Source organism: Rhizobacter sp. SG703 (genome assembly GCF_012275445.1).
Classification (GTDB): Bacteria; Pseudomonadota; Gammaproteobacteria; order Burkholderiales; family Burkholderiaceae_C; genus Rhizobacter.
Genome location: NZ_JAAZQK010000013.1, coordinates 134,788 through 159,431, shown reverse-complemented (window position 1 = coordinate 159,431; position 24,644 = coordinate 134,788). Strand labels below are relative to the sequence as shown.

The following is a 24,644-nucleotide window of genomic DNA, read 5'->3' as shown; positions in this document are numbered from 1 at the left end:
ACGAGCGATGACATGGCTGAAACGTGGCGCCCTGGGCCTGGTGATCGTGTTGCTGCTGGCGGCAGCGCTGCTGTGGACGTATGCGCGGCGCACGTTGCCCCAGGTCGACGGCGAGCAGCGCGTCGAAGGCCTGCGGGCCGAGGTGCGCATCGAGCGTGACGCGCAAGGCGTGCCGACCATCCACGCGGCATCGCGCGAGGATGCGATGTTCGGTCTCGGCTTCGCCCATGCGCAGGACCGGCTGTGGCAGCTCGAGACGCACCGCCGCATCGGGGCCGGCCAGCTGGCCGAGGCCTTCGGCGAGCCGGCCCTGGACACCGACCGCTTCCTGCGCGCGCTCGGCGTGCGCCGGGCCGCGCAGGTGCAGTGGGAACGGGCCAGCCCGGCCACGCGGTATGCACTCGAGGCCTACAGCGCCGGCATCAATGCGTTCCTGGAGGGCTCGCTGAAGGCGCGGCCGCCGGAGTTCGTGCTGCTCGGGCTGCAGCCGCAGCGCTGGACGCCGGTCGACAGCCTCGCCTGGGCGACGATGATGGCCTGGGACCTCGGCGGCAACTGGTCGACCGAGCTGCTGCGCATGCGCTTGTCGCTGAAGATGCCGGTCGAGCGGATCAACGAGCTGCTGCCGCCATACCCCGGCGAGAAGGCGCTGCCGACCGCCGACTATGCGGCGCTGTTCCGCGGGCTGAAGGTGGACGGCACGCTCGGCCGCCAGGCGCTGCTGACGGCGCCCGAGTCCGGCGTCGAAGGCGTCGGCTCCAACAACTGGGTGGTCGCCGGCTCGCACACCGACAGCGGGTTGCCGCTGCTCGCGAACGATCCGCACCTGAAGCTCAGCGCGCCGTCGCTGTGGTACCTGGCGCGGCTCGACGCGCCCGGCTTCCAGGTGGCCGGCGCGACGATGCCGGGGTTGCCGATCGTCGTGCTCGGCCAGAACGACCGCGTCGCCTGGGGCTTCACCAATACCGCGCCCGATGTGCAGGACCTCTACCTGGAACGCATCCGCCCCGACGACGCCACCCAGTACCAGACGCCCGACGGCTGGGCGGCGTTCGAGCACAGCACCGAAGTGATCAAGGTGAAGGGCCATGCCGATGTGACGATGACGGTGCGCCGCACCCGCCACGGGCCGGTGATCTCCGATGCCGGCGGCCCGACCGAGGGCCTGACCGGCGCGCCGAACGCGCCCACCTATGCACTCGCGATGCGCTGGACGGCGCTCGACCCGGATGCCGATTCGGTCGATGCTGGCATCGGTTTCAATGCGGCCCGCTCGGTCGACGAGTTCATCGCGGCATCGGCGGAGTACGTCGCGCCGATGCAGAGCATGGTGGTGGCCGACGTGCAGGGCCGCATCGCGATGGTGGCGGCCGGGCGCGTGCCGGTGCGCGGGCCGGCCAATGACTTGAAGGGCCTGGTGCCGGCGCCGGGCTGGGATGCGCGCTACGACTGGGTCGGCAGCGTGCCGGCCGGCGAGACGCCGCGCGAGGTCGATCCTGCGCGCGGCTGGATCGCGACCGCGAACCAGCGCATCGTCGGGCCGGACTACCCGCATTTCCTGACCAGCGAGTGGGCCCCGCCGTACCGCCACCAGCGCATCGAACAGCTGCTGGCCGCGACGCCGAAGCATTCGATCGACAGCCTGCGGGCGATCCAGCGCGACCAGTTGTCGCTGGCGGCACTGAAGCTGCTGCCGGTGCTGAAGCGCGCGGTGTCGACCCACCCGCTGGCCGCGGCCGCGCAGCGCGAGCTGGCGTCGTTCGACGGCACGATGGCGGCCGACCGCGCCGTGCCGCTGATCCTGTCGGCCTGGACGCGGCAGCTGACGCAGGCGGTGTTCAGCGACGAACTCGGCAGCGCGCTGTACGAGCGGCAGCTCGGCAGCCGCAGCTTCCGCGAGGCGCTGGAAGGCGTGCTGGAGCGCCAGGACGGCTGGTGGTGCGACAACAAGACGACGCCGGCGGTCGAGACCTGCGCGCAGCAGGTGGACGCGGCGTTCACGCGGGCGCTCGACGAGTTGCAGCAGTCGCAAGGCGCCGATGTCTCGGCCTGGCAATGGGGCCGGGCGCACCAGGCGCGGGCCGAGCACCGGCCGTTCAGCAAGGTGAAGGCGCTGGCCCGCTGGTTCGAGCTGCGTGCGCCGGTCGGCGGCGACACCTACACGGTCAACGTGTCGCGGGTCGGGTTGCGGCCCGATGCGACGACCGGCGAGCTGTACCTGGACGAGCACGGCCCGTCGCTGCGTGCGTTGTACGACCTCGGCGACAAAGGCCGCTCGCGCTTCATGCAGTCGAGCGGGCAATCGGGCATCGTGTTCTCGCCGCTGTACCGGAACTGGGTCGACCGCTGGGCGCGCGTCGAGGATGTGGCGGTGTGGGGCGGCGTGGCGGAGCACACGCTGGTGCTGCAGCCGCAACCCTGAGGTCCTGGGCGCCGGGCCGGTTGGGCCGGCCGGAGCGCCGCATGGATCAGCGCGACAGCAGCGCCACGATTTCGCGCGTGCCTTGCAACTGCGCGCCCAGTGCTGCGAGCGCGGTGTTCTGGCGCGCGATGATCTCGTCGGCGCTCGACGTGGCATCGGGCCAGGTGCCGTGGGCGTCGCTCGCGAGCGTGACCTCGTAGCCGAGCGTGAGGGCGGCCTGCGAGGTGTGCGTGACGCAGACCTCGCTCTGCAGCCCGCATACCAGCAGCCGGCGGACGCCGGATTCGCGCAGCAGCGCATCGAGTGCGGTGTTCTCGAACGCGCTCCAGGCCTGCTTCTCGACGCAGGCCTCACCGGGCAGCGCTGCGACGGCGGGGTGCAGTTGCCATTGCGGCGTGCCCTTCACCAGCACGCCCTGCGGTTCACCGTGCTGCACATGCAGTACCGGCAGGCCGGCCGCGCGTGCCGCGTCCAGCAACTCGGCGGCGCGGTCGAGCAGGCGATCGCCTGCGTCGATCGGGTCGCACTTGACGCCGTCGAAGGCGCCGGTCTGCAGGTCGATCACCAGCAGCGCTTGTGTCTTGTCGACGGCCATCAGGTCTTCTCCCACGGCGTCAGGTCACACCTGGCCGAACAAGGCCTTGCGTTGCGCGGTGTAGGCCCACCACGGCGCGGCGGGGGCACCGCCCATGAAATCGGTGGCGGCCATGAAGGTGTCGAGCACGCAGGGGTCGTGGCGCTCGCCGGTGATCGCGCACAGCCGCTGGTACAGCACGAACGCATCCTTGCCGCGCAGGTCTTGCGGCGCCTCGATGCCGATCAGCCGCAGGTCGGCGGCCAGCGCCGGGCCGATGTTGGGCAGTTGTTCGAGCGACTTGCATTCGGCGGCACTGGCCGCCTTGGGAGCCTTGATCACCACGGCAGCCTCCGTCACACCAGCATGTTGTTGCGGATCAACCCGACCGCCAGCCCCTCGAGTTCGAAGTCGACGTCGCCGAACGGCACGACGATCGGCTCGAAATCGGGGTTCTCCGGCAGCAGCTCGATGCTGGTGCGGGTGCGCTTGAAGCGCTTCACGGTGACTTCGTCGCCGAGCCGCGCGACGACGATCTGGCCGTTCTTCGCGTCCTTGGCCTTCTGCACCGCGAGCAGGTCGCCGTCCATGATGCCGGCGTCGCGCATGCTCATGCCACGCACCTTCAGCAGGAAGTCGGGCCGGCGGGCGAACAGGCTGGCTTCCATCAGGTAGGTCTGGTCGATGTGCTCCTGCGCGAGGATCGGGCTGCCGGCCGCGACGCGCCCGACCAGCGGCAGCGTGAGTTGCGACAGGCTGGGCAGCGGCAGGCTGAACTGCTTGCCGCGGCTCTGGTTCAGCGCACGCAATGTGTCAGACTGCAGACGGATGCCCCGCGAGGTGCCCCCCACCAGTTCGATGACGCCCTTGCGGGCCAGCGCCTGCAGATGTTCCTCGGCGGCGTTGGCCGACTTGAAGCCGAGCTCGTTCGCGATTTCGGCGCGGGTCGGCGGTGCGCCGGTGCGCTCGATCGCGCTCTGCACCAGGTCGAGGATCTGCTGCTGGCGGTCGGTGAGCTTCGGGGTTTCGTTCATCGCGGGGCCTCGGGTTGCGGATTCGCGCGGCGCAGCGGCCGCGGACTGAACATCCATCCAGTGACTGTATTTTTATCCAGCTTCGTGAAAAATGCAAAGAACTGACCAGACCATCGTCGTGCTCGGCACCGGCGGCACCATCGCCGGCATCTCGACCGCGCCAGGCGACAACATCGGCTACACCGCGGCGCAGCTCGGCGTCGCGCAACTGGTGAAGGCGGTGCCGGCGCTCGCCGCGGTGCCGCTCGAGCCCGAGCAGGTCGCCCAGGTCGACAGCAAGGACATGAGCGACGACGTGTGGCGCGCACTGCTGCGCCGGCTGGCCCACCACCTGGCGCGGCCGGAGGTGGCCGGCGTCGTCGTCACGCATGGCACCGACACGCTGGAGGAGACCGCGTGGCTGCTGCAGCGGGTGCTTGCGCCCGGCAAGCCGGTGGTGCTGACCGCTGCGATGCGGCCGGCCACCTCGCTGCAGCCCGACGGACCGCAGAACCTGCTCGATGCGGTGACCGTCGCGCAGCATCCCGGCGCGCGCGGCGTGCTCGCGGTGCTCGGCGGCGTGGTGCATGGCGCGGCCGATGTGCGCAAGGTCCATACCTATCGGATCGAGGCCTTCGAGTCGGGCGATGCCGGCCCGGTCGGCCGCATCGAGGAAGGGCGGCTGCGGCTGTTCCGCCCGTGGCCGGCCGGCGAGCCGCTGGCCGCCGCGCTGGCGGGCCGGCTGGTCGACGGGCCGGCGTGGCCGCGCGTCGACATCGTGCTGAGCCACGCAGGCGTCGACGGCGTGCTGGTCGATGCGCTGGTCGAGCGGGGCACGCGTGGCATCGTGGTCGCCGGCACCGGCCACGGCACCGTTCACCACGCGCTGGAATCGGCGTTGCTGCGCGCCCGCTCGGCCGGCGTGCGGGTGCTGCGCTGCAGCCGCGTGGCCGGCGGCCCGGTGTTCGCGCAGCCGGACGATGTGCTGCCGGCCGGCGGCGAGCGCTCGCCGTACCAGGCGCGCATCGAGCTGCTGCTGCAGCTGCTGGCCGACTAGGAAGCGCGGTCCGGAGCCGGGCCGAACCAGCGCCGCAGCGCGTCGTCCAGGCCGTCGGAGACGTGCCCGTCGCCGGCCCAGGCCACGCAGGCATCGGGACGGACCAGCATCGACAGCCCGGTGTCGACCGCGACGCAGCGCACCCGCTGCGTCAGCGCTTCCGCGCGTCGAGACGCCTCGCGGCCGGGCGACGCATCGAGCAGCACGCCGCGGCCGTCCTGCATCAGCGCGACCAGCGACGCATCGCCGATCATCCGGCCGACCTCGTCGCGCGCCGACCCGAGCTCGTAGCGGGTCGACAGGCCGCTCATCATCTCGCCGATGACGCGATTGACGTTGTCGAAGTCCATCAGCTTCGCGACCAGGTCCCGCATCGCACCCGCCTGCGGATCGGGCCGCAGGATCGCGACCTGCGCCAGCGTGTTCGCCAGCACCGCTGCGGCCGCGGGGCGGCGCTCGGCGGTGTAGGTGTCGAGCAGGCGTTCGGGCATCTCGCCGCGGACGACGGCTGCGAGCTTCCAGCCGAGGTTCGCCGCATCGACGAGCCCGAGGCTCAGCCCCTGCCCGCCGAACGGCGAATGGACGTGCGCCGCATCGCCGGCCAGCAGCACCCGGCCGTGGCGATAGGTGTCGGCCAGCCGCGTGTTGTCGGCCCAGCGGCTGCCGCTGTCGAGCGCGTTGACGCGCACGTCCTGCCCGCTGATGCGGCGCAACACCGCTTCGATCTCGTCGCGCGTGACGGCGGCCTCGCGGTCTTCGGGCGGGCCGCTGAAGTCGAGCATGAACAGGCGGCCCGGCGCCGGCCCGTGCGAGAACACGCCGCCCGGGGTGCGATGCCAGCCGACGGGCAGCAGGCGGTCGGGGTGGTCGATCTCGGCGATCGCCTGGTAGAGCGTCGAGGTCGGCGCCGTGCCGGGGAATGCGAAGCCGGCCAATTTGCGGACGCGGCTGCGCCCGCCATCGCAGCCGACGAGCCAGCCGCAGCGCAGCGCGCCGGTGCCGGTTGCCGAAGCCCAGCGCACGTCGACGCCATCCGGTTGCTGCTCGACGCCGATGACCTCGCAGCCGCGGCGCACGTCGATGCCGAGTGCATCGGCACGGTCGGCCAGCATCGCCTCGACGCGCTGCTGGTCGACCGGCCGGGCACGGCGCTGCGGCTCCTTCTGCGCGTCCTTGCGGATCAGCGCCAGGCCGGCGAAGTGGCCGCTGAATTTCGACCCCGGCCCGCGCGCCGCCGCACCGGGCAGTGCGGCGAATGCCTGCATTGCCGCGACGCTGCGTGCCTCGGCCGCGTCGAGGGCTGCGCCCATCCCGCGGCGCGCCAGCGCTTCGCTGCCGAGCGGTCCGACCGACATCGCCTTGATCGCCGAGCTCGGGGCGGCCAGCCGCTCCAGCACCAGCACGCGCGCGCCGCCCACGCGCAGCTCGATGGCTGTCAGCAGCCCGACCGGCCCCGCTCCGACCACCACCACATCCACCGATTCGTCCATGGACTTCATCCAAAAATGTACTGAGTATAGTAAATGTACTCAGTACAATAAAGCCATGTCAATCCCGACCGACCTGCGATCCCGAAAGCGCCTGGCCACGCGGCAGGTCATCTCCAACGCCGCGACGCGCCTGTTCCTGGAGCGCGGCTTCGACCGGGTGACGGTGGACGAGATCGCCGCCGCCGCCGACGTCGGGCGGATGACGGTGTTCAACCACTTCCCGCGCAAGGAAGACATGTTCTTCGACCGCGACGAAGAGGTCCGCGAGGCGTTTCGCGACGCGTTGCGGCAGCGCGATCCGGGCGTCACGCCGGTCGAGGCGCTGCGCCGGCTGGCGCACCGGCTGGTCGAGGAATGCAGCCCGTACCTCGAGTTTTCGATGGACAGCCAGGGCTTCGTCGCGACCATCGAGGGCAGCGACACGCTGAAGGCCCGGGCACGGGCGATCCGCGACGAGATCGCGCAGGTCGTCACCGAAGCGCTGGCCGACTCCGCGGGGCGGGACGCCGCCGACCCGGCCGCGCACCTGGCCGGCGGCCTGCTGCTGGCAGTCTGGACCGCGGCGCTGATCCAGGCGCACCGGAGCTTCCGCGAGACACAGGATGCGGCGCAGGCGACGGCGCTCTTCCTCGCCCTCGTCGACAAGGGAACCCTGGGCCTGAACGCCGCGATGGCCGGCACGCCCTACGCCTGAAGCGCGCAAGAAAAACGGCCCGCGAGGGGCCGTTCTTTCCGAAGCGCAGGGCGCCGTGGCGACGGGGCTCAGGCCAGCGTCAGCGTCACTTCCACGTTGCCGCGCGTCGCGTTCGAGTACGGGCAGATCTGGTGCGCCGTGTCGACGATCTTCTGCGCGACCGAGCGCTCGACGCCCGGCACCGTGATGGTCATCGCGACCTCGATGCCGAAGCCTTGCGGGATCGGGCCGATGCCCACGCTCGCGGCGATCGACGTGTCGGCCGGCAGCGCCACCTTGTGCTGGCCGGCAGCGACCTTCATCGCGCCGATGAAGCAGGCCGAGTAGCCGGCCGCGAACAGCTGTTCCGGGTTGGTGCCGACGGCGCCGTTGCCGCCCAGTTCCTTCGGCGTGGTCAGGCGCAGGTCGAGCACGCCGTCGGATGATTTCGAGGTGCCTTCGCGGCCGCCGGTGGAGGTGGCGTGGGCGGTGTACAGGGTCTTTTCGAGCTTCATGGTGTCTTCCTCTTCAGGGGTGGGGGATGGGTGGGTGAGGGGTGGGAAAGCGAATCGGGATACAGCGTTCACGCATGCGCCGCATCGGGCGCGTCATCCAGCAGCTGCTGGCGCAGCTGCTGCAGGCGTTGGGTCAGGTCGGTCAGCTCGCCGACGCTGCAGCCGCTGGCCTGCGCCAGCTGCGACGGCACGCTGCGCGCCTTCTGGCGCAGCGCGCGGCCTTCGGGCGTCAGGCTGACGATCACGCGGCGCTCGTCGTCGGCGGCGCGCTGGCGCTGCAGCCAGCCGGCGGCTTCCATGCGCTTGAGCAGCGGCGTCAGCGTGCCGGAGTCGAGGAACAGCCGCTCGCCGAGCTCGCCCACCGTCAGCCCGTCGCGCTCCCACAGCACCAGGAACGCCAGGTACTGCGGGTAGGTCAGGCCGAGCGGCGCCAGCAGCGGCTTGTACAGCTTGGTCATCGCGAGCGAGGTGGAATACAGCGCGAAGCAGACTTGGTTATCGAGCTGCAGCCAGTCGATGTGGGCGGGCAGGGCCGGTGCGGGCACCGCGGCGGAACCGGTTCGACGAGGGCGGTGGGGCGTGACCATGGACGAGACTGTATCGTCGATCAAGCAATTAGATTGCGAGCAATATAATTGTCGAGCAGCCAACAGGGAGATCGTGGGCTAGACCGCACGCGTAGGGTGGAACCGGGCAGGGTCACCGGCTACGCAGCCAGCTGTGGAAAGGCCTTGTACAGGTCCAGCACCTTGCGGGCCGCCGACTGCGCGACCTTACTCATCACCGCCGGCGTCACGCTTTCGCGCATGCGCAACGCGCCGCTGTCGACCAGCTGGCAGACGTTCGACGCGATCTCCCGTGCGGTGTCGGTGCGCGACGAAGCGCCGGAGGTGGAGCGCGACTGCGCGCGCGTCGGCAGCGCATCGCGCGCGGCGTTGCTGCCGCGGGTGCGCGCGCCCTCCGGCGTGGCAGTCCGCGACGGCAGGCCCGGGCGGTTCAGCGTGGGGCCCGACAATCCTTGCGAGGGCGGGCGCTTGATCTCGTTGATGGACATCGCGGGCCTCAGACCTTCATGAACATGAGCGTGTGGTCGGATTCGGCCGGCTGGCCGAGCAGCGCCGAGGCCTTCTGCTGCTCCTCGCGCAGCAGGTAGCTCAGCGGGCTCTCGACGCCGTCGGCCGGTCCGTCGACTTCCTTCGTCGTCGCCATCAGCAGCGTGATCGCATCGGCGCGAAAGCTGTTGCGGTCGCCGCTGTGGCCCTGCATCAGCTCGTCGGTCACCTCGTCGATCAGCGCGCGAAAGCGCCCGAGCAAGGCCGGGTTCACCGTCGGCGGGGCGGTCGGCTCGGCGACGCGCGCACTGCCGTTGCGCTGCCCGGCGTTGCTGCCGGACCGGTCGCCTGTCTGCGCTTTCTGGAGGGCCATCATGGGAACGGACGATAGGCGGCGAGCCCCGTCGTTCGCGCCGGCGACCGGAAGCCGCGTGCGGCGGCGCGAAGCTCAGGCGCCCAGCGCGTCGAGTTCGCCGGTCACCTCGAGCCAGCGGCCTTCGGCGGCTTCGAGCTCGTCGCCCAGCTGCTTCAGCCGCTTGCCCTGCTCGACGCGCTGCGCCGGGCTCAGGTCGGCGCGGCCCGACGCCTCGGCGATGTTGGTCTTCTCCTGCGTCAGCGTCGCGATGCGCTTCTCGAGCGTCGCCAGCTCGGTGCGCAGCGGCTTGGTCTGCTCGGCCGCCTTCTGGCGCTGCTGCGCGCCGGCCTTGCGGTCGTCCTTGCCGGCCTTCGGTGGGTTGGCCACTGCGGCGGCCGCGGCGGCCTCCGCCTTCCTGGCCTTGGCCTTCGCCGAACCGGCCTCGCGCGCTTCCTTCGCCATCTCGCGCGAGGTCTCGAGCAGCCACTTCTGGTAGTCGTCCAGGTCGCCGTCGAAGGGTTTCACCGCGCCCCCGGTGACCAGCCAGAACTCGTCGCACACCTCGCGCAGCAGCGCGCGGTCGTGGCTCACCAGCATCACCGTGCCTTCGAATTCGTTCAGCGCCATCGACAGCGCCTCGCGGGTGGTCAGGTCCAGGTGGTTGGTGGGCTCGTCGAGCAGCAGCAGGTTGGGGCGCTGCCACACCAGCATCGCGAGCACCAGCCGCGCCTTCTCGCCGCCGCTCAGCGAGCCGACGGCCTGCGTCACCATCTCGCCGACGAAGCGGAACGAGCCGAGGAAGTCGCGCAGCTCCTGCTCGCGCGCCTGCGGGCCGACGTCGCGCGCGAGGCGGATCATGTGCATCAGCGGGCCGTCGTCGAGCGACAGCACGTCGAGTTCCTGCTGCGCGAAGTAGCCGATCGACAGCCCCTTGCCCTCGGTGACCTCGCCGGCCACCAGCGGGATCTCCTTCGCGATGGTCTTCACCAGCGTCGACTTGCCCTGGCCGTTGGCCCCGAGGATGCCGATGCGCTGGCCGGCCAGCACCGAGCGGTTCACGTTGCTGACGATCGGCACGCCGGCGTAGCCGCATGACATCACCGAGAACGCCAGCATCGGGTTCGGCAGCGAGACCGGCTCGCGGAACTCGAACTGGAAATCGCTGCTCGTCAGCACCGGCCCGAGCTTCTCCATGCGCGCCAGCGCCTTCACGCGGCTCTGCGCCTGCTTGGCCTTGCTGGCCTTGGCCTTGAAGCGGTCGATGAACTTCTGCAGGTGGGCCATGCGCTCCTGCTGCTTCGCGAAGTTGGCCTGCGCCTGCATCAACCGCTCGGCGCGCATTTCCTCGAACGCGGTGTAGTTGCCGGTGTAGCGGGTCAGCCGGGTCTCGTCGAGGTGCAGCGTCACCTTGGTGATCGCGTCGAGGAACTCGCGGTCGTGGCTGATCACGATCATCGTGCCCTCGTAGCGTTGCAGCCAGGCTTCCAGCCACACCAGCGCGTCGAGGTCCAGGTGGTTCGTGGGCTCGTCGAGCAGCATCAGGTCGGCCGGGCACATCAGCGCGCGCGCCAGCTGCAGCCGCATGCGCCAGCCGCCCGAGAAGCTGTTGACCGGGTCGTCGACCTGGTCGACGCGAAAGCCCAGGCCCATCAGCAGCGCCTGCGCGCGCGGGCGGGCCTCGAAGCCGCCGGCCTCGGCGATCAGCTGGTGCGCCTCGGCCATTGCATGGCCGTCGTCGGCCGCCTCGGCCGCGGCCAGCGCGGCATTCGCGGCATTCAGCCGGGTGTCGCCTTCGAGCACGTAGTCGGTGGCCGAATCGTCGGTTTCCGGCATCGACTGCGCGACCTCGCCGACCAGCCAGCGCGGCGGGATCGACACGTCGCCGGCATCGGACTGCAGCCGGTGCGTCAGCAGCGAGAACAGCGAGGACTTGCCGGCGCCGTTGCGCCCGACCAGGCCGACCTTCTCGCCGGGCTGCAGCGTGACGCTCGCGTCCTGCAGCACGATCTTGGTGCCGCGGCGCAGCGTGACGTTCTTGATGACAATCATGGGTAACTCACCAACGGGAAAAAAGCATGGAGAAGAAAGCCACCGAGGGCCTGACCACCCGGCTGCTGCACGCGGATCGCCGCGGCGGCGTCGAGCATGGTGCCACGCACAAGCCGCTGCATCCGTCGTCGGCCTTCGGCTACGACACGGCGCGTGAACTGGTGTCGGTTTTCAAGGGCGAACGCAGCGGGCATGTCTACGCGCGCCAGGGCAATCCGACCAACGTGGCGCTGGAGACCAAGCTGACGCTGCTGGAAGACGGCGTCGGCACGGTCAGCTTCGCGACCGGCATGGCGGCCATTGCGTCGTTGATGTTGGCGCTGCTGAAGCGCGACGACCACATCGTCGCGAGCCGCTTCCTGTTCGGCAACACCGCCAGCCTGCTGAACACGCTCGAAGGCCTGGGCTGCGGGCTGACGCTGGTCGACGCGACCGATGCGGCCGACGTCGAACGCGCGATCACGCCGCGCACGCGGCTGGTGTTCGTCGAGACCATCGCGAACCCCGGCACGCAGGTCGCCGACCTGGAAGCCATCGGCCGGCTGTGCAGCGAGCGCGGGCTGCTGTACGTGGTCGACAACACGATGACGACGCCCTACCTGTTCCGCCCGAAGACGGTGGGCGCGGGGCTGGTCGTCAATTCGCTGACCAAGTCGATCGGCGGCCACGGCAACGCGCTGGGCGGCGCGGTCACCGACACCGGCGTGTTCGACTGGAGCCGCTTCGCCAACATCGCCGAGCCGTACAAGAAGGGCGAACCGCGCGGCTGGGGCCTGCTGCAGATCCGCAAGCGCGGGCTGCGCGACATCGGCGCGACGCTCGCGGCCGATGCGGCGCACCGCATCGCCACCGGCGCCGAGACGCTCGCGCTGCGCATGGACCGCGCCTGCGACAACGCGCTGCGCCTGGCCACCTGGCTGGCCGCGCAGCCGGGCGTCAAGCGGGTCAACCACCCCGGGCTCGAGACGCACCCGCAGCACGCCAACGCGAAGCGCTGGTTCAAGGCGGGCGGCGCGCTGATGAGCTTCGAGCTCGACGATGCGCGCGACTGCCTGGCCTTCCTCGACGCGCTCGCCGTGGTCATCAAGTCCAGCCACCTGGGCGACAACCGCACGCTCGCGATCCCCGTCGCGCACACCATCTTCTGGGAGATGGGCGCGCAGCGGCGGCAGGCGATGGGCATCGCGGATTCGCTGATCCGCGTGTCGGTGGGGATTGAAGACCATGAGGATCTGCGCGCGGATTTCGAACGCGCGTTGCAGGCAACGTCCGTGGCCGCCTGAGGCGCTCAGCGTTTCCAGCGCTGGAGCGCTTCGCGGGTCACCAGCAGCACCTGGTCGTCGCCGGCGCTGGTGTCCAGCCACGCCACTTCGAGCTTGCGGAATGCATGCTCGAAGTGCGGCCGCTCGTTGCCGATCTCCAGCAGCAGCACCGCGTCGGCGGTCATCTTCGCCGGCGCGTCGTGCAGGATGCGGCGCACCAGGTCCATGCCGTCGTCGCCGCCGGCCAGCGCGAGCGCCGGCTCGTGGCGGTATTCCTCCGGCAGCGCGGCCATGCTGGTGCTGTTGACGTACGGCGGGTTGCACAGGATCAGGTCGTACGGCCCGCCGACGTTCGCCAGCAGGTCGGACTGCATCAGCGTGATGCGCCGGCCGAGCTTGTGCTTGTCGACGTTGATGCGGGCCACCGCCAGCGCGTCGTCGGAGATGTCGGCCGCGTCGACGACCACGTCGGGATAGGCCAGCGCAGCGATCACCGCGAGGCTGCCGTTGCCGGTGCACAGGTCGAGCACGGTGTGCGTCTGGTCGGACAGCCAGGCGTCCAGCGTGCCTTCGCCTTCGCCGTCGACCAGCAGCTCGGCGATGAACGAGCGCGGCACGATGCTGCGCTCGTCGACGTAGAACGGCACGTTCTGCAGCCAGGCTTCGCGGGTCAGGTAGGCGGCCGGGCGGCGCGAGCGGATGCGCTCGTCGACCAGCGCGAGCGCGGTCGCTTCTTCGTCGGCCGACAGCTCGCGCTGCGCCTGCTCTTCGAGCGCGTCGAGCGGCATGCCCAGCGCCCACAGCACCAGCCAGGCCGATTCGTCGAACGCGTTGGTGGTGCCGTGCCCAAACGAAACGCCCGCCGTCTTGAGGCGGGCGCTCTGCGCGGTGATGAGATCGATCAACTTCATAGCAGCAAGCCTTCCAACGTGCGCCGGTAGATGTTCTTCAACGGGTCGAGGCTCGCGACCTCGACGTTCTCGTCGATCTTGTGGATGCTGGCGTTCAGCGGCCCGAACTCGACCACCTGCGGGCAGATCTTCGCGATGAAGCGGCCGTCGGAGGTGCCGCCGGTGGTCGACAGCTCGGTGCGCACGCCGGTCTCGGCGAGGATCGCCGCGCCGATCGCGTCGCTCAGTTCGCCGATCGGCGTCAGGAACGGCTCGCCGCCGAGCGTCCAGGCCAGGTCGTAGCGCAGCCCGTGCGCGTCGAGCACCGCCTGCACGCGCGACTTCAGCGACTCGGGCGTCGATTCGGTCGAGAAGCGGAAATTGAAGTCGATCACCACCTCGCCGGGGATCACGTTGCCGGCACCGGTGCCGCCATGGATGTTCGACATCTGCCAGCTGGTGGCCGGGAAGTAGCGGTTGCCGCGGTCCCATTCGACCGCGCCGAGCGCCGCCAGCGCCGGCGCGGCGCGGTGGATCGGGTTGTCCGCCAGGTGCGGGTACGCGATGTGGCCCTGCACGCCATGCACCGTCAGCTTGCCCGACAGCGAACCGCGCCGGCCGTTCTTGATCATGTCGCCCAGCGTCGAGAGCGAGGTCGGCTCGCCGACGATGCAGTAGTCGATGCGCTCGCCTCGCTGCGCCAGGCGCTCTTTCAGCATGCTGCAGACCTTGACGGTGCCGTCGACCGCCGGGCCTTCTTCGTCGCTGGTGATCAGCAGCGCGATGCCGCCGCACCGGTCGCCGTGCGCCGCGACGAACTCCTCGATCGCGACCACCATCGCGGCGATCGAGGTCTTCATGTCGGCCGCGCCGCGCCCGTACAGCTTGCCGTCGCGGTGCGTCGGTACAAACGGGTCGCTCTGCCACTGCGCGAGCGGGCCGGTCGGCACCACGTCGGTGTGGCCGGCGAACATCAACCGCTTGCCGCCTTTGCCAGGTCGCAGCGCCCACAGGTTGGTCACGCGGAAATCGGCCGGGCCGCTCTCGATCGTCTCGCAGTCGAAGCCGAGCGGCGCGAGCCGTTCGATCAGCAGCGCCTGGCAGCCGCCGTCGTCGGGGGTGACGGAGCGGCGGCTGATCAGGGCTTCGGTCAGTTCAAGCGTGCGGGACATCAGAAGCGGGTCGAGAACCCGGTGTTGCGGTCGTCGTGCACGTCCAGCGTGATCTCGGTGAAGGTCGGCTGGTCGTCTGTCTCTTCCTTCTTCGGGACCTGGCGCGACACCGGCTCGGTGTCATTGGCCAGGCGCCACATCAGGTTGGTCGGCGAATCGGAGAACGCGAGGCCTTCGTCGCGGGTGATCACGCCTTCGGTGATCAGGCGGGCCAGGTCGGACTCGAAGCTCTGCGAGCCTTCGGCCATCGACTTCTCCATCGCTTCCTTGACGCCGTTGAAGTCGCCCTGCTCGATCAGCTCGGACACCAGCTTGGTGTTCAGCAGCACCTCGACCGCCGGGCGGCGCCCGCCGGCGGTGGCGCGCACCAGCCGCTGCGAGACCACCGCGCGCAGGCCGGCGGCCAAATCGGCCAGCAGTGCGGGGCGCGATTCGGGCGAGTAGAACGACAGGATCCGGCCGAGCGCGTGGTAGCTGTTGTTCGCATGCAGCGTCGACACCACCAGGTGGCCCGACAGCGCGTACGAGATCGCCATCGTCATCGTCTCGCGGTCGCGGATCTCGCCGATGTAGATGCAGTCGGGCGCCTGGCGCAGCGCGTTCTTCAGCGCCACCTGCAGCGACTGCGTGTCGCGGCCGACCTCGCGCTGGTTCACCACCGAGCGCTTGTTGCTGAACATGAACTCGATCGGGTCCTCGATGGTCAGGATGTGGCCGGCCATCTGCTGGTTGCGCTGCTCCAGCATCGACGCGAGCGTGGTGCTCTTGCCGGTGCCGGTGGCGCCCACCATCAGGATCAGGCCGCGCTTCTCCAGCACCAGCGTGTTCAGCACCTGCGGCAGGTTCAGGCTGCCGAGCGCCGGGATGTCGTGCGGGATGCAGCGGAACACCGCGGCGATCGAGCCGCGCTGGCGGAACGCGCTGAGCCGGAAGCTGCCGACGCCCGACAGCCCGATGCCGACGTTCAGCTCGCCGGTGTCTTCCAGGTCTTCGAGCTGGGTCGGCGTGAGCAGCTCGGCCAGCAACTGGCGGGGCTGCGTGGCGGTGAGCGGCTGGTCGCTCAGTTGCAGGATCTGGCCGTTGATCTTGATCAGGATCGGCGTGTTGGCCGACAGGTAGACGTCGGAGGCGCCCTTGTCGGCCATCATCCGCAGCACGCGTTCCATGTTGCCGCCGTTGGAGGCTGTCATCGCTGTGTCCTTTCGGGACATTGTTGAACGGAGGAAAGCATCATGGCACGCCGGCCGGCGGGTTCGCGGGTCAGGCGCGCAACAGTTCGTTGATGCTGGTTTTCGCGCGGGTTTGCGCATCCACGCGCTTGACGATGACGGCGCAGTACAGGCTGTACTTGCCGTCGGCGCTCGGCAGGTTGCCGCTGACCACCACCGAGCCGGCGGGGATGCGGCCGTAGCTGACCTCGCCGGTGGCGCGGTCGTAGATCTTGGTGCTCTGGCCGATGTAGACGCCCATCGAGATCACCGAGTTCTCCTCGACGATGACGCCTTCGACCACTTCGGAGCGGGCGCCGATGAAGCAGTTGTCCTCGATGATGGTCGGGTTGGCCTGCAGCGGTTCCAGCACGCCGCCGATGCCCACGCCGCCCGACAGGTGCACGTTCTTGCCGATCTGCGCGCACGAGCCGACGGTGGCCCAGGTGTCGACCATCGTGCCTTCGTCGACATAGGCGCCGATGTTGACGTACGACGGCATCAGGATGACGTTCTTCGCGAGGTAGCTGCCGTGGCGCGCGACGGCCGGCGGCACCACGCGCACGCCGGCGGCGCGCACTTCTTCGTCGCTGATGTGCGAGAACTTGGTCTTGACCTTGTCGAAGAAGGTGAGTTCGCCGGCATGCATCAGCTGGTTGTCGTTCAGGCGGAACGACAGCAGCACCGCCTTCTTGACCCACTGGTTGACCTTCCACTGGCCGACGGCCTCGCGCTCGGCGACGCGGATGCGGCCCTTGTTCAGGTCGGCGATCACCGATTCGACCGCCTCGCGCACTTCCGGCGAATTGACGGCGGTGATCTGGGCGCGGCCTTCCCAGGCGAGGTCGATGACGCTTTGCAGTTGCTGTTGGCTCATGGGGGTTCTCGGAATCACAAGGATTTGACGAAGGAAACGATGCGCCCGGCGGCTTCGAGGCATTCGGCGACCTCGGCCACCAGGGCCAGCCGGATGCGGCCCGCGCCCGGGTTCAGGCCCTGCGCTTCGCGTGCCAGCAGGCTGCCCGGCAGCACCGCGACATTGTATTGAGCCAGCAGCCCGCGGGCGAAGGCAACGTCGTCGCCGCCGGGCACGGCGGCCCACAGGTAGAAGCCGGCGTCGGGCAGGCGCACGTCGAGCACCTCGGCCAGCAGCGGCGTGACCTGCGCGAACTTGCGGCGGTACTGCTCGCGGTTGTCGACCACGTGGGCCTCATCGCGCCAGGCGGCGATGCTGGCCTGCTGCACCATCGGGCTCATCGCGCTGCCGTGGTAGGTGCGGTACAGCAGGAACTGCTTCAGCACGGCCGCGTCGCCGGCCACGAAGCCGGAGCGCATGCCCGGCACGTTGGAGCGCTTGGACAGGCTGGTGAACACGACGAGGTTGCGGAAGTCGTGCCGGCCGAGCTGCCGCGCGGCGTCGAGCGCGCCGAGCGGCGGGTCTTCGCGGAAGTAGATCTCGGAATAGCACTCGTCGGACGCGATCACGAAGCCGAAGCGCTCGCTCAGCGCGAACAGCCGCTTCCATTCGTCGAGCGGCATCACCGCGCCGGTCGGGTTGCCGGGCGAGCAGACGTAGAGCAGCTGCGTGCGCGCCCAGACCTCGTCGGGCACCTGGGCCCAGTCGGCCGCGAAATTGCGCGCCGGGTCGCTGTTGGCGAAGAAGGTCTGCGCGCCGGCCAGCAGCGCGGCGCCCTCGTAGATCTGATAGAACGGATTCGGGCAGACGACGGTGGCGCCGGGGCGGGTCGGGTCGACGAGGGTCTGCGCCAGCGCGAACAGCGCCTCGCGCGATCCGTTGACCGGCAGCACCTGCGTGGCGGCGTCGAGCGTGACGCCGTAGCGGCGAGCGACCCAGTCGGCGCAGGCCTGGCGCAGCGCGATGTCGCCGGCGGTGGCGGGGTAGCTGGCGAGGCCGTCGAAGTGGGCCGACAAGGCGTCGAGGACCAGCTGCGGGGTGGCGTGGCGCGGTTCGCCGATGCCGAGGCTGATGGGCTTGAAGGCCGGGTTGGGGGTGATGTCGCGGGTGAGGGCGCGCAGGCGCTCGAAAGGGTAGGGGTGGAGCTTGGCGAGCAGCGGATTCATGCGGCGATTATCGGTTCTTGCTTGCAAAGGCGCGGGTGGGGAGGGCGTGGCGCGCCGGACGGGACGGTCCTCGGCCCTCGGGGGCCGAGGACTTCCCTCCGCTGGCTGGCTTCATGGCCCGTCGCCGAAACTCCCTCCGCTCGCTTCGCTCGCTGTGGTCAAACAGTCGGCGGCAGTCAGTTCACGAACGCGCTGCGCGCGGGGCCATGAAACCAGCCAGCTCCGGCGCCCCGTCCCGATTGGCGCGCCACGCCCTCCCCACCCGCGCCTTTGCCGGCACCGCTGTCTTGGGGTGGAGGGGAAAGATTGAAGTGACCGACGCCGATCAAGCCAACCCAGTAGCCACACCATGCGCCGGCATCTGAACCACCGGCTGCGGCTTCCAGCCCTTCTTGCGGTGCTCGGCCACCACGTTCGTGTAGATCCCGCCGCGCACGTACCACTTCGCCGTGATGCGGATGAAGCGCGGGTCGGTGGCCTTCACGATGTCGTCGAGGATGTCGTTCGTGACCTTCTCGTGGAACGCGCCTTCGTTGCGGAAGCTCCACATGTACATCTTCAGGCTCTTCAGCTCGACGCACAGCTGGTCCGCGATCATGTCGATCGTGAAGTGCGCGAAATCCGGCTGGCCGGTCAGCGGGCAGTGGCAGGTGAACTCGGGCACCTGGAACTGGATCGCGTAGTCGCGCTTCGGGCTCGGGTTCGGGAACACGTCGAGCTGCTTGCTCGGCATCGACGGCGGCTTGGCCGGCGCCTCGCGCATGCGCAACGGCGTGCTCGGGAGCGGGACTTTCGAAGACAACTTGGTCGAGGGCGACTTGGACAACTTGGCCATGGGAGCGTCACGTTTTGAGAGGGTTTCGGCAGGCTGCCGCAACAGGGCGCGATGGTATCATCGCGCCTCGCCAGAAATCCGCGTACGCGTGGAATTCCCCAAATAAATCAATGACTTAGGCGCCTCGCGGCACCCCCGCCGCGACCCGCCGGGACTGCTCTCCATGCGTCTGAACTCCATCAAGCTGTCGGGCTTCAAGTCATTTGCCGAACCGACGCACTTCCAGCTGCCGGGCCAGCTGGTCGGCGTGGTCGGGCCCAACGGCTGCGGCAAGTCCAACATCATGGACGCGGTGCGCTGGGTGCTGGGCGAATCGAAAGCCAGCGAACTGCGCGGCGAATCGATGCAGGACGTGATCTTCAACGGCTCGGGCAACCGCAAGCCGGCCAGCCGCTCCAGCGTGGAGCTGGTGTTCAGCAACGAAGACGCCCGCGCCGGCGGCCAGTGGAACCAGTTCACCGAGATCGCCGTCAAGCGCGTGCTGACCCGCGACGGCACCAGCAGCTACTACATCAACAACCAGCCGGTGCGCCGCCGCGACGTGCAGGACGTGTTCCTCGGCACCGGCCTCGGCCCGCGGGCCTACGCGATCATCGGCCAGGGCACCATCAGCCGCATCATCGAAAGCAAGCCCGAGGAACTGCGCCTGTTCCTCGAAGAAGCCGCCGGCGTCTCGAAGTACAAGGAACGCCGCCGCGAAACCGAGAACCGGCTGAAGGACACGCGCGAGAACCTGACCCGCGTCGAAGACATCCTGCGCGAGCTGAACGCCAACCTCGACAAGCTCGAGAAGCAGGCCGAGGTCGCGACCCGCTACCGCGGCCTGCAGGAATCGGGCACGCTGAAGCTGCACCAGCTGTGGTTCCTGAAGCACCGCGATGCGGCGAGCGAACAGGAGCGCGTGAAGAAAGAGGTGCTCGAAGCCACCAACGGCCTCGAAGCCCGCATGGCCGAGCTGCGCCACGGCGAGGCCGAGCTCGAAACCATCCGCCAGGCCCACTATGCCGCCAGCGACGAGCTGCACACCGCGCAGGGTGCGCTGGCCGAGGCCTCGCTCGAAGTCAGCAGGCTCGAGGAACGCATCCGCTACGTCGTCGAAGGCCGCCAGCGCGTCGAGCAGCGCCTGACCGAGCTGAAGGTGCAGAGCGAGCAGTGGGCCGAACGCTCGCAGCAGGCGCAGGACGAGCTGGAGCAGATCGCCGAGCAGATCGCCGCCGCCGACGAACAGGCCGAGGTGCTGGCCGCGCAGGCGGAGGAACAGGCCGGCAACCTGCCGCAGGTCGAAGACGCGGTGCGCGCCGCGCAGAACCGCAGCAACGAACAGCGCGCCGCCGTCAGCAGCGTGCAGCAGCAGATCCAGGTGCTGGCCGCCGAGAGCCGCAACCTCGACGACCAGCGCCGCCAATTCAATGCGCGCCGCGACCGGCTCGACGGCGAGCGCCGCCAGCTCGCGTCGCCCGACATGGTGCGGCTGGCCGAGCTGAAGCAGCAGTCGGCTGCGGCCGACGAGCAGCAGGGCGTCGCCGATGCCCGGCTGCACGAGCTGCAGGAGCAGGTGCCGGCGCTCGACGAAGCGCGCCGCGACGCGCAGGAGCAGGTCAATGCGCAGGGCGGCCGCCAAGCCGACCTGAGCGCCCGCCTCGACGCGCTGCGCGCGCTGCAGGAAAAAGTGCAGACCGAAGGCAAGCTGAAGCCGTGGCTCGCGAAGCACGGCCTCGAAGGCCTGCAGGGGCTGTGGACGAAGATCCACATCGAGTCCGGCTGGGAAACCGCGCTCGAAGCCGCGCTGCGCGAACGCATCAACGCGCTCGAAGTGGGCCGCATCGAGACGGTGCGCGCCTTCGCGGGCGACGCGCCGCCGGCCAAGCTGGCCTTCTACACCCCACCGCAAGCGGCGATCTCGAACACGCACCAGACGCTGTCGAAGCTGAGCGACCTGCTGCGCCTGGGCGATTCGGGCCTGAAGGCCCTGCTGAACGACTGGCTCGAAGGCGTCTACACCGCGGCCAGCATCGACGAAGCGCTGGCCGAGCGCTCGAAGCTGACGCACGGCGAAGTCATCATGACCCGCGAAGGCCATGCGGTCAGCCAGTTCGCGGTCGCCTTCTACGCGCCCGATTCCGAGCAGGCCGGCATGCTGGCGCGCGCGCAGGAGATCGAGAACCTGGAGCGCCAGCTGAAGGCGCAGACGCTGATCGCCGAAGAGTCGCGCAGCGCGCTGGTGCGGGCCGAGGCGGCCTACACCGATGCATCGCAGCGGCTGGTCGGCGCGCGCCGCGAAGCCGCCGAGACGCAGACCCGCGCGCACCAGCTGCAGGTCGAGCTGCTGCGCCTGTCGCAGCAGGCCGAGCAGACCAGCGCGCGCCGCGAGCAGCTCGACGCCGAGCTCGCCGAGATCGACGCCCAGCTCGAAGAGCTCGACGAACGCCGCGCCACCGGCGAAGCACGCTTCGAAGAACTCGACATGCAGCTCGCGACCACGCAGGAGCGCCATGCCGAACTCGACGAAGCCGTGATCGCCGCCGAACGCAAGCTGGCCGATGCGCGCGAGCAGCTGCGCTCGCTGGAACGCCAGGCGCAGGAGGCGCAGTTCTCGTCGCGCGCGCTGGCGGCCCGCCGCGGCGAGCTGCAGCGCAGCATCGAGACCGCGCAGCAGCAGGTGGCGTCGAACGACGCGTCGCGCGAGCAGCTGCAGGAAGAATTGGTGAAGCTGACCGATGCGTCGGCCCACGTCGGGCTCGAGGACGCGTTGGCGGTGAAGCTCGACCGCGAAGCCGCGCTCGGCAGCAAGCGCAGCGAGTACGACGACCTGACGCTGCGGCTGCGCCGCGCCGACGAACAGCGCATGGCGCACGAGCAGAGCCTGCAGCCGCTGCGCGACCGTATCACCAAGCTGCAGCTGGAAGAGCAGGCGGCGCAGCTCGGCGGCGCGCAGTTCCTCGAGCAGCTCACCGCCGCCGAGGTCGACCTCGCGACGCTCGCGCAGAACATCGCCGACAACAACGTCAAGCTGTACGGGCTGCAAGGCGAGATCGACCGCATCAACCGCGACATCAACGCGCTCGGCGCGGTCAACCTGGCGGCGCTCGACGAGCTCACCGCGTCGCGCGAGCGCAAGACCTTCCTCGATTCGCAGAACGCCGACCTGAACGAGGCGATCGGCACGCTCGAAGGCGCGATCCACAAGATCGACCTCGAGACGCGCGACCTGCTCGCCAGCACCTTCAACCAGGTCAACGAGCACTTCGGGCGCATGTTCCCGAGCCTGTTCGGCGGCGGGCAGGCCAAGCTGATGATGACCGGCGACGAGATCCTCGACGCCGGCGTGCAGGTGATGGCGCAGCCGCCCGGCAAGAAGAACAGCACGATCCACCTGCTGTCGGGCGGCGAGAAGGCGCTGACCGCGATCGCGCTGGTGTTCGCGATCTTCCAGCTGAACCCGGCGCCGTTCTGCCTGCTCGACGAGGTCGACGCGCCGCTGGACGATGCCAACACCGAGCGCTACGCGAAGCTGGTGAAGCAGATGTCCGAAGGCACGCAGTTCCTCTTCATCAGCCACAACAAGATCGCGATGGAGATGGCCGAGCAGCTGATCGGCGTGACGATGCAGGAGCAGGGCGTGTCGCGCATCGTCGCGGTCGACATGGAAGCGGCGGTCAGCTTGGCCGAGGCGGCGTGATGGCTGACTCGTCGCCGGCCGAGCGCCGGGCCGCTCCCAAGCCGGCCGGCATCCCCTCGGCGGATCGGCGAATGTACCCATTCGACGAGGGGCTCCATTGAGCACCTTGACCGTCTCGCTGGCCGCGCTTGGCGGCATCGTGCTGGCCGGCGTGGTCGCGCATGGCGCGTGGCAGGCCCGCAAGGCCGGGCCGCGGCGGCCGATGGAGGCGCTGCCGCCGCCGGGCGGTCCCTCTGCTGCAGCGGCACCGGCCGAGCAGCGCGAGCCGGTGTTCGGCGAGCCGGCGTCGGGTCCGGTGGGCGACGATCCGTCGCCGCGCCTCGACCTCGGCAGCGCGCTGCAGCCGCCGCCGATGCGCCGCACCACGGTGCGCATCGATGCGCTGATCGACGCCATCGCGACGCTGACGCTCGACGCACCGGTCAGCGCCGAATCGGTGCTGCCGCACCTGCCGCCGACGCGCCGTGCCGGCAGCAAGCCGTTCCTGATCGAGGGCCTGAACGCCGACAGCGGCGAGTGGGAACCGCCGACCGCCGGCCAGCGCTACGGCGAGTTCCAGGCCGGGCTGCAACTGGCCAACCGGATGGGTGCGGTCAACGAGATCGAGTACTCCGAATTCGTGCAGAAGCTGCAGGCCTTTGCCGAATCGATCGGCGCGATGGCCGATTTCCCCGACATGCTCGATGCGGTGGCGCGGGCGCGCGAACTCGACGGCTTTGCCGGCGAGCACGATGCGCAGCTCGCGGTGCACCTGCAGGCGCGCTCGGCGGCGTGGAGCGTCGGCTACATCCACCAGCATGCATCGCGCCACGGCTTCGTGCCGGGTGTGGTGCCGGGTCGGCTGGTGCTGCCGGCGAGCGACGAAGGCGCGCCGCCGGTGCTGACGCTGAGCTTCGATTCGCAGGCGGCGCTGGCCGACGACCCGAACAAGTCGGTGGTGCGCGACGTGACGCTGAGCTTCGACGTGCCGCAGACCGATGCACGCGCCGAGCCGTTCATCGCGTGGCAGGCGAGCGCGCAGGCCTTGTCGCTTGGCATGGACGCGGCGATCGTCGACGACAACGGGCAGCTGCTGCGGCCCGAAGGCTTCGCGGCCATCGGCGGCGAGCTCGGGCAGCTGTACCAGGCGCTGGAAACGCACGACCTGGCGGCCGGCACCGCCGCGGCCAGGCGCCTGTTCTCGTAGTCAGGATGCCAATCCGGGAGTCGTCCGGCACATCCCGGACTGGCATCCGGGCTACCGCATCGCCTTGACCGCCTGCCCCAGCTCGATCACCGCCAGCGCGTAGTAGCTCGACCAGTTGTAGCGCGTCACCGCATAGAAGTTCGGCGTGCCGGCCACATAGCTCGGCGCCGCATCGCCGTTCTGCAGCTCGATCAGCGCGAGCTTGTCACCGGACTCGCGCGCGGCGGCCGGCAGCGCGGCGCCATGCGCGATGAACTCCTGTGGCGTGAAGCTCGGCACGATGTCGGGCACCAGCAGCGCCGCGCGGTCGGCGACGTCCACCGGTGCGGCCACGTCGAAGTGCGTCGGCATGCCGCGCTGCCAGCCGAACTCGGCCAGGTAGTGGGCGATGCTGCCGACCACGTCGGCGCCACTCGCGTGCAGGTCGACGCGGCCGTCGCCGTCGAAGTCGACCGCATAGCGGTTCCAGCTGCTCGGCATGAACTGCCCCATGCCCATCGCGCCGGCATAGCTGCCCCTCAATGCGAGCGGGTCGACAGCCTCGCTGTGGCACAGCACGAAGTACTGCTCCAGCTCGTCGCGGAAGAAGCCGCTGCGATCGCGCCGGCCGGTCGGGAAATCGAAGGCCAGCGTGGCCAGCGCATCGATCACCCGGAAGCCGCCCATCTGCTGGCCGTAGATCGTCTCGACGCCGACGATGCCGACGACGATCTCGGCCGGCACGCCATAGAGCTCCTCGGCGCGCGCCAGCCACTTCTCGTTGTCGCGCCAGAACGCGAGGCCGGCGCGGATGCGCTTCGGCTCGACGAAGCGGCTGCGGTAGGCGGCCCAGTTCTTCGCGGTGCCGGCCGGCGGCGGCATGATGAACTTCGCGACGTTCGGGATGTAGCGCGATTCGGCCAGCTGCGACTGCACCCAGGCCGCATCCAGCCCCTGCCGCTCGGCGAGTTCGGCGCCGAAACGCATCACGTCGTCGCGGCCACCGTAGATCACCGCGTCGGGGGCGTCCTCGGCGCGCACCGGGGCAGGGTGTTTCTTCTTCGGCGTCGCATCGGCGACGCCGGCCAGCAGGCATGCCACAGCGAGCAGCGCGGGAAGCAATGGGCGGAAACGAGGGGGCATCGGCAAAT

The 24,644-nt window shown here is 69.8% G+C and carries 22 protein-coding genes; 6 read left to right on the top strand and 16 right to left on the bottom strand.

Features of this window, described 5'->3' with window-relative positions; genetic code table 11:
* The first annotated feature begins 7 nt into the window (after positions 1 to 7).
* Complete coding sequence (locus FHT26_RS25045) at positions 8 to 2,422, top strand: penicillin acylase family protein (RefSeq protein WP_168562809.1); 2,415 nt, start codon at positions 8 to 10, stop codon at positions 2,420 to 2,422.
* A gap of 46 nt (positions 2,423 to 2,468) precedes the next feature.
* Here FHT26_RS25045 and FHT26_RS25040 read toward each other — a convergent pair whose 3' ends face one another.
* From FHT26_RS25040 to lexA, 3 genes are read right to left on the bottom strand one after another with little or no spacing between them, the layout of a single operon-like run.
* Positions 2,469 to 3,017 carry a cysteine hydrolase family protein gene (locus FHT26_RS25040; RefSeq protein ID WP_168562808.1) on the bottom strand — a complete coding sequence of 183 codons (549 nt, stop codon included), beginning with the start codon at positions 3,015 to 3,017 and terminating at the stop codon, positions 2,469 to 2,471.
* Between the two features lie 24 nt (positions 3,018 to 3,041).
* Positions 3,042 to 3,338: a helix-hairpin-helix domain-containing protein gene (locus tag FHT26_RS25035; RefSeq protein ID WP_349238220.1), complete on the bottom strand. Its 297-nt coding sequence runs from the start codon at positions 3,336 to 3,338 to the stop codon at positions 3,042 to 3,044.
* A 14-nt stretch (positions 3,339 to 3,352) separates the two neighbouring features.
* Positions 3,353 to 4,030, bottom strand: a complete 678-nt coding sequence (gene lexA, locus FHT26_RS25030) for a transcriptional repressor LexA (protein ID WP_056807832.1) — start codon at positions 4,028 to 4,030, stop codon at positions 3,353 to 3,355.
* Between the two features lie 91 nt (positions 4,031 to 4,121).
* On the opposite strand from lexA, the gene FHT26_RS25025 reads away from it, so the two are divergent.
* Positions 4,122 to 5,066, top strand: coding sequence for an asparaginase (locus FHT26_RS25025; RefSeq protein WP_168562807.1), 945 nt, complete (start codon positions 4,122 to 4,124; stop codon positions 5,064 to 5,066).
* On the opposite strand, the gene FHT26_RS25020 is transcribed toward FHT26_RS25025, so the two are convergent.
* Entirely contained in the window at positions 5,063 to 6,556 is a 1,494-nt protein-coding gene (locus FHT26_RS25020; RefSeq protein WP_168562806.1) for an FAD-dependent monooxygenase, read from the bottom strand. The genes FHT26_RS25025 and FHT26_RS25020 overlap by 4 nt on opposite strands.
* A gap of 55 nt (positions 6,557 to 6,611) precedes the next feature.
* Between FHT26_RS25020 and FHT26_RS25015 the strand changes: the two genes are divergently transcribed.
* Positions 6,612 to 7,250 (top strand): TetR/AcrR family transcriptional regulator, encoded by a 639-nt coding sequence (locus FHT26_RS25015; RefSeq protein ID WP_168562805.1) that lies wholly within the window; start codon positions 6,612 to 6,614, stop codon positions 7,248 to 7,250.
* Positions 7,251 to 7,318: 68 nt separating this feature from the next.
* Here the strand turns inward: FHT26_RS25015 and FHT26_RS25010 are convergent, their stop codons facing one another.
* The 5 genes from FHT26_RS25010 to FHT26_RS24990 form a co-directional block, all read right to left on the bottom strand.
* Positions 7,319 to 7,744, bottom strand: coding sequence for an organic hydroperoxide resistance protein (locus tag FHT26_RS25010; protein ID WP_168562804.1), 426 nt, complete (start codon positions 7,742 to 7,744; stop codon positions 7,319 to 7,321).
* A gap of 68 nt (positions 7,745 to 7,812) precedes the next feature.
* Positions 7,813 to 8,331 (bottom strand): MarR family winged helix-turn-helix transcriptional regulator, encoded by a 519-nt coding sequence (locus FHT26_RS25005; protein ID WP_168562803.1) that lies wholly within the window; start codon positions 8,329 to 8,331, stop codon positions 7,813 to 7,815.
* A gap of 119 nt (positions 8,332 to 8,450) precedes the next feature.
* Complete coding sequence (locus FHT26_RS25000; RefSeq protein WP_168562802.1) at positions 8,451 to 8,798, bottom strand: hypothetical protein; 348 nt, start codon at positions 8,796 to 8,798, stop codon at positions 8,451 to 8,453.
* Between the two features lie 8 nt (positions 8,799 to 8,806).
* Positions 8,807 to 9,169: a hypothetical protein gene (locus FHT26_RS24995; RefSeq protein WP_168562801.1), complete on the bottom strand. Its 363-nt coding sequence runs from the start codon at positions 9,167 to 9,169 to the stop codon at positions 8,807 to 8,809.
* A gap of 75 nt (positions 9,170 to 9,244) precedes the next feature.
* Complete coding sequence (locus tag FHT26_RS24990; protein ID WP_168562800.1) at positions 9,245 to 11,200, bottom strand: ABC-F family ATP-binding cassette domain-containing protein; 1,956 nt, start codon at positions 11,198 to 11,200, stop codon at positions 9,245 to 9,247.
* Positions 11,201 to 11,226: 26 nt separating this feature from the next.
* Here FHT26_RS24990 and FHT26_RS24985 point away from each other — a divergent pair, with 26 nt between their 5' ends.
* Positions 11,227 to 12,483, top strand: a complete 1,257-nt coding sequence (locus FHT26_RS24985) for a cystathionine gamma-synthase family protein (RefSeq protein WP_168562799.1) — start codon at positions 11,227 to 11,229, stop codon at positions 12,481 to 12,483.
* Between the two features lie 5 nt (positions 12,484 to 12,488).
* On the opposite strand, the gene prmB is transcribed toward FHT26_RS24985, so the two are convergent.
* The 6 genes from prmB to queF all read right to left on the bottom strand — a co-directional run bounded on the left by prmB (position 12,489) and on the right by queF (position 18,577).
* Positions 12,489 to 13,373: a 50S ribosomal protein L3 N(5)-glutamine methyltransferase gene (gene prmB, locus FHT26_RS24980; RefSeq protein ID WP_168562798.1), complete on the bottom strand. Its 885-nt coding sequence runs from the start codon at positions 13,371 to 13,373 to the stop codon at positions 12,489 to 12,491.
* The gene (dapE, locus tag FHT26_RS24975; protein WP_168562797.1) at positions 13,370 to 14,524 is read right to left on the bottom strand and encodes a succinyl-diaminopimelate desuccinylase; all 1,155 of its coding nucleotides are present in this window, start codon (positions 14,522 to 14,524) and stop codon (positions 13,370 to 13,372) included. Before dapE ends, prmB begins: the two co-directional genes overlap by 4 nt.
* Positions 14,524 to 15,714 (bottom strand): PilT/PilU family type 4a pilus ATPase, encoded by a 1,191-nt coding sequence (locus FHT26_RS24970; RefSeq protein ID WP_246868095.1) that lies wholly within the window; start codon positions 15,712 to 15,714, stop codon positions 14,524 to 14,526. The genes dapE and FHT26_RS24970 overlap by 1 nt, the downstream gene beginning before the upstream one ends.
* Before the next feature lie 70 nt (positions 15,715 to 15,784).
* Complete coding sequence (gene dapD, locus FHT26_RS24965) at positions 15,785 to 16,609, bottom strand: 2,3,4,5-tetrahydropyridine-2,6-dicarboxylate N-succinyltransferase (RefSeq protein ID WP_168562796.1); 825 nt, start codon at positions 16,607 to 16,609, stop codon at positions 15,785 to 15,787.
* A 14-nt stretch (positions 16,610 to 16,623) separates the two neighbouring features.
* The gene (gene dapC, locus FHT26_RS24960; protein WP_168562795.1) at positions 16,624 to 17,814 is read right to left on the bottom strand and encodes a succinyldiaminopimelate transaminase; all 1,191 of its coding nucleotides are present in this window, start codon (positions 17,812 to 17,814) and stop codon (positions 16,624 to 16,626) included.
* A gap of 325 nt (positions 17,815 to 18,139) precedes the next feature.
* The gene (queF, locus tag FHT26_RS24955) at positions 18,140 to 18,577 is read right to left on the bottom strand and encodes a preQ(1) synthase (RefSeq protein WP_168562857.1); all 438 of its coding nucleotides are present in this window, start codon (positions 18,575 to 18,577) and stop codon (positions 18,140 to 18,142) included.
* A gap of 235 nt (positions 18,578 to 18,812) precedes the next feature.
* On the opposite strand from queF, the gene smc reads away from it, so the two are divergent.
* Together smc and FHT26_RS24945 are read left to right on the top strand one after the other, a co-directional pair.
* Complete coding sequence (smc, locus tag FHT26_RS24950; RefSeq protein ID WP_168562794.1) at positions 18,813 to 22,328, top strand: chromosome segregation protein SMC; 3,516 nt, start codon at positions 18,813 to 18,815, stop codon at positions 22,326 to 22,328.
* Between the two features lie 97 nt (positions 22,329 to 22,425).
* The gene (locus tag FHT26_RS24945) at positions 22,426 to 23,514 is read left to right on the top strand and encodes a cell division protein FtsZ (RefSeq protein WP_168562793.1); all 1,089 of its coding nucleotides are present in this window, start codon (positions 22,426 to 22,428) and stop codon (positions 23,512 to 23,514) included.
* A gap of 51 nt (positions 23,515 to 23,565) precedes the next feature.
* Here FHT26_RS24945 and mltB read toward each other — a convergent pair whose 3' ends face one another.
* Positions 23,566 to 24,636, bottom strand: a complete 1,071-nt coding sequence (gene mltB / locus FHT26_RS24940) for a lytic murein transglycosylase B (RefSeq protein WP_168562792.1) — start codon at positions 24,634 to 24,636, stop codon at positions 23,566 to 23,568.
* Positions 24,637 to 24,644: the final 8 nt, after the last annotated feature.

Coding starts and splice junctions, on each gene's coding strand:
- FHT26_RS25040 (WP_168562808.1), bottom strand. CDS start 3,017: ATGGCCGTCGACAAGACACAAGCGCTGCTGGTGATCGACCTGCAGACC.
- lexA (WP_056807832.1), bottom strand. CDS start 4,030: ATGAACGAAACCCCGAAGCTCACCGACCGCCAGCAGCAGATCCTCGAC.
- queF (WP_168562857.1), bottom strand. CDS start 18,577: ATGCGCGAGGCGCCGGCCAAGCCGCCGTCGATGCCGAGCAAGCAGCTC.
- FHT26_RS24970 (WP_246868095.1), bottom strand. CDS start 15,714: ATGACAGCCTCCAACGGCGGCAACATGGAACGCGTGCTGCGGATGATG.
- FHT26_RS25020 (WP_168562806.1), bottom strand. CDS start 6,556: ATGGACGAATCGGTGGATGTGGTGGTGGTCGGAGCGGGGCCGGTCGGG.
- dapC (WP_168562795.1), bottom strand. CDS start 17,814: ATGAATCCGCTGCTCGCCAAGCTCCACCCCTACCCTTTCGAGCGCCTG.
- FHT26_RS25015 (WP_168562805.1), top strand. CDS start 6,612: ATGTCAATCCCGACCGACCTGCGATCCCGAAAGCGCCTGGCCACGCGG.
- FHT26_RS24990 (WP_168562800.1), bottom strand. CDS start 11,200: ATGATTGTCATCAAGAACGTCACGCTGCGCCGCGGCACCAAGATCGTG.
- dapE (WP_168562797.1), bottom strand. CDS start 14,524: ATGTCCCGCACGCTTGAACTGACCGAAGCCCTGATCAGCCGCCGCTCC.
- FHT26_RS25010 (WP_168562804.1), bottom strand. CDS start 7,744: ATGAAGCTCGAAAAGACCCTGTACACCGCCCACGCCACCTCCACCGGC.
- FHT26_RS25005 (WP_168562803.1), bottom strand. CDS start 8,331: ATGGTCACGCCCCACCGCCCTCGTCGAACCGGTTCCGCCGCGGTGCCC.
- smc (WP_168562794.1), top strand. CDS start 18,813: ATGCGTCTGAACTCCATCAAGCTGTCGGGCTTCAAGTCATTTGCCGAA.
- dapD (WP_168562796.1), bottom strand. CDS start 16,609: ATGAGCCAACAGCAACTGCAAAGCGTCATCGACCTCGCCTGGGAAGGC.
- prmB (WP_168562798.1), bottom strand. CDS start 13,373: ATGAAGTTGATCGATCTCATCACCGCGCAGAGCGCCCGCCTCAAGACG.
- FHT26_RS25000 (WP_168562802.1), bottom strand. CDS start 8,798: ATGTCCATCAACGAGATCAAGCGCCCGCCCTCGCAAGGATTGTCGGGC.
- FHT26_RS25045 (WP_168562809.1), top strand. CDS start 8: ATGACATGGCTGAAACGTGGCGCCCTGGGCCTGGTGATCGTGTTGCTG.
- FHT26_RS25025 (WP_168562807.1), top strand. CDS start 4,122: ATGCAAAGAACTGACCAGACCATCGTCGTGCTCGGCACCGGCGGCACC.
- FHT26_RS24995 (WP_168562801.1), bottom strand. CDS start 9,169: ATGGCCCTCCAGAAAGCGCAGACAGGCGACCGGTCCGGCAGCAACGCC.
- mltB (WP_168562792.1), bottom strand. CDS start 24,636: ATGCCCCCTCGTTTCCGCCCATTGCTTCCCGCGCTGCTCGCTGTGGCA.
- FHT26_RS24985 (WP_168562799.1), top strand. CDS start 11,227: ATGGAGAAGAAAGCCACCGAGGGCCTGACCACCCGGCTGCTGCACGCG.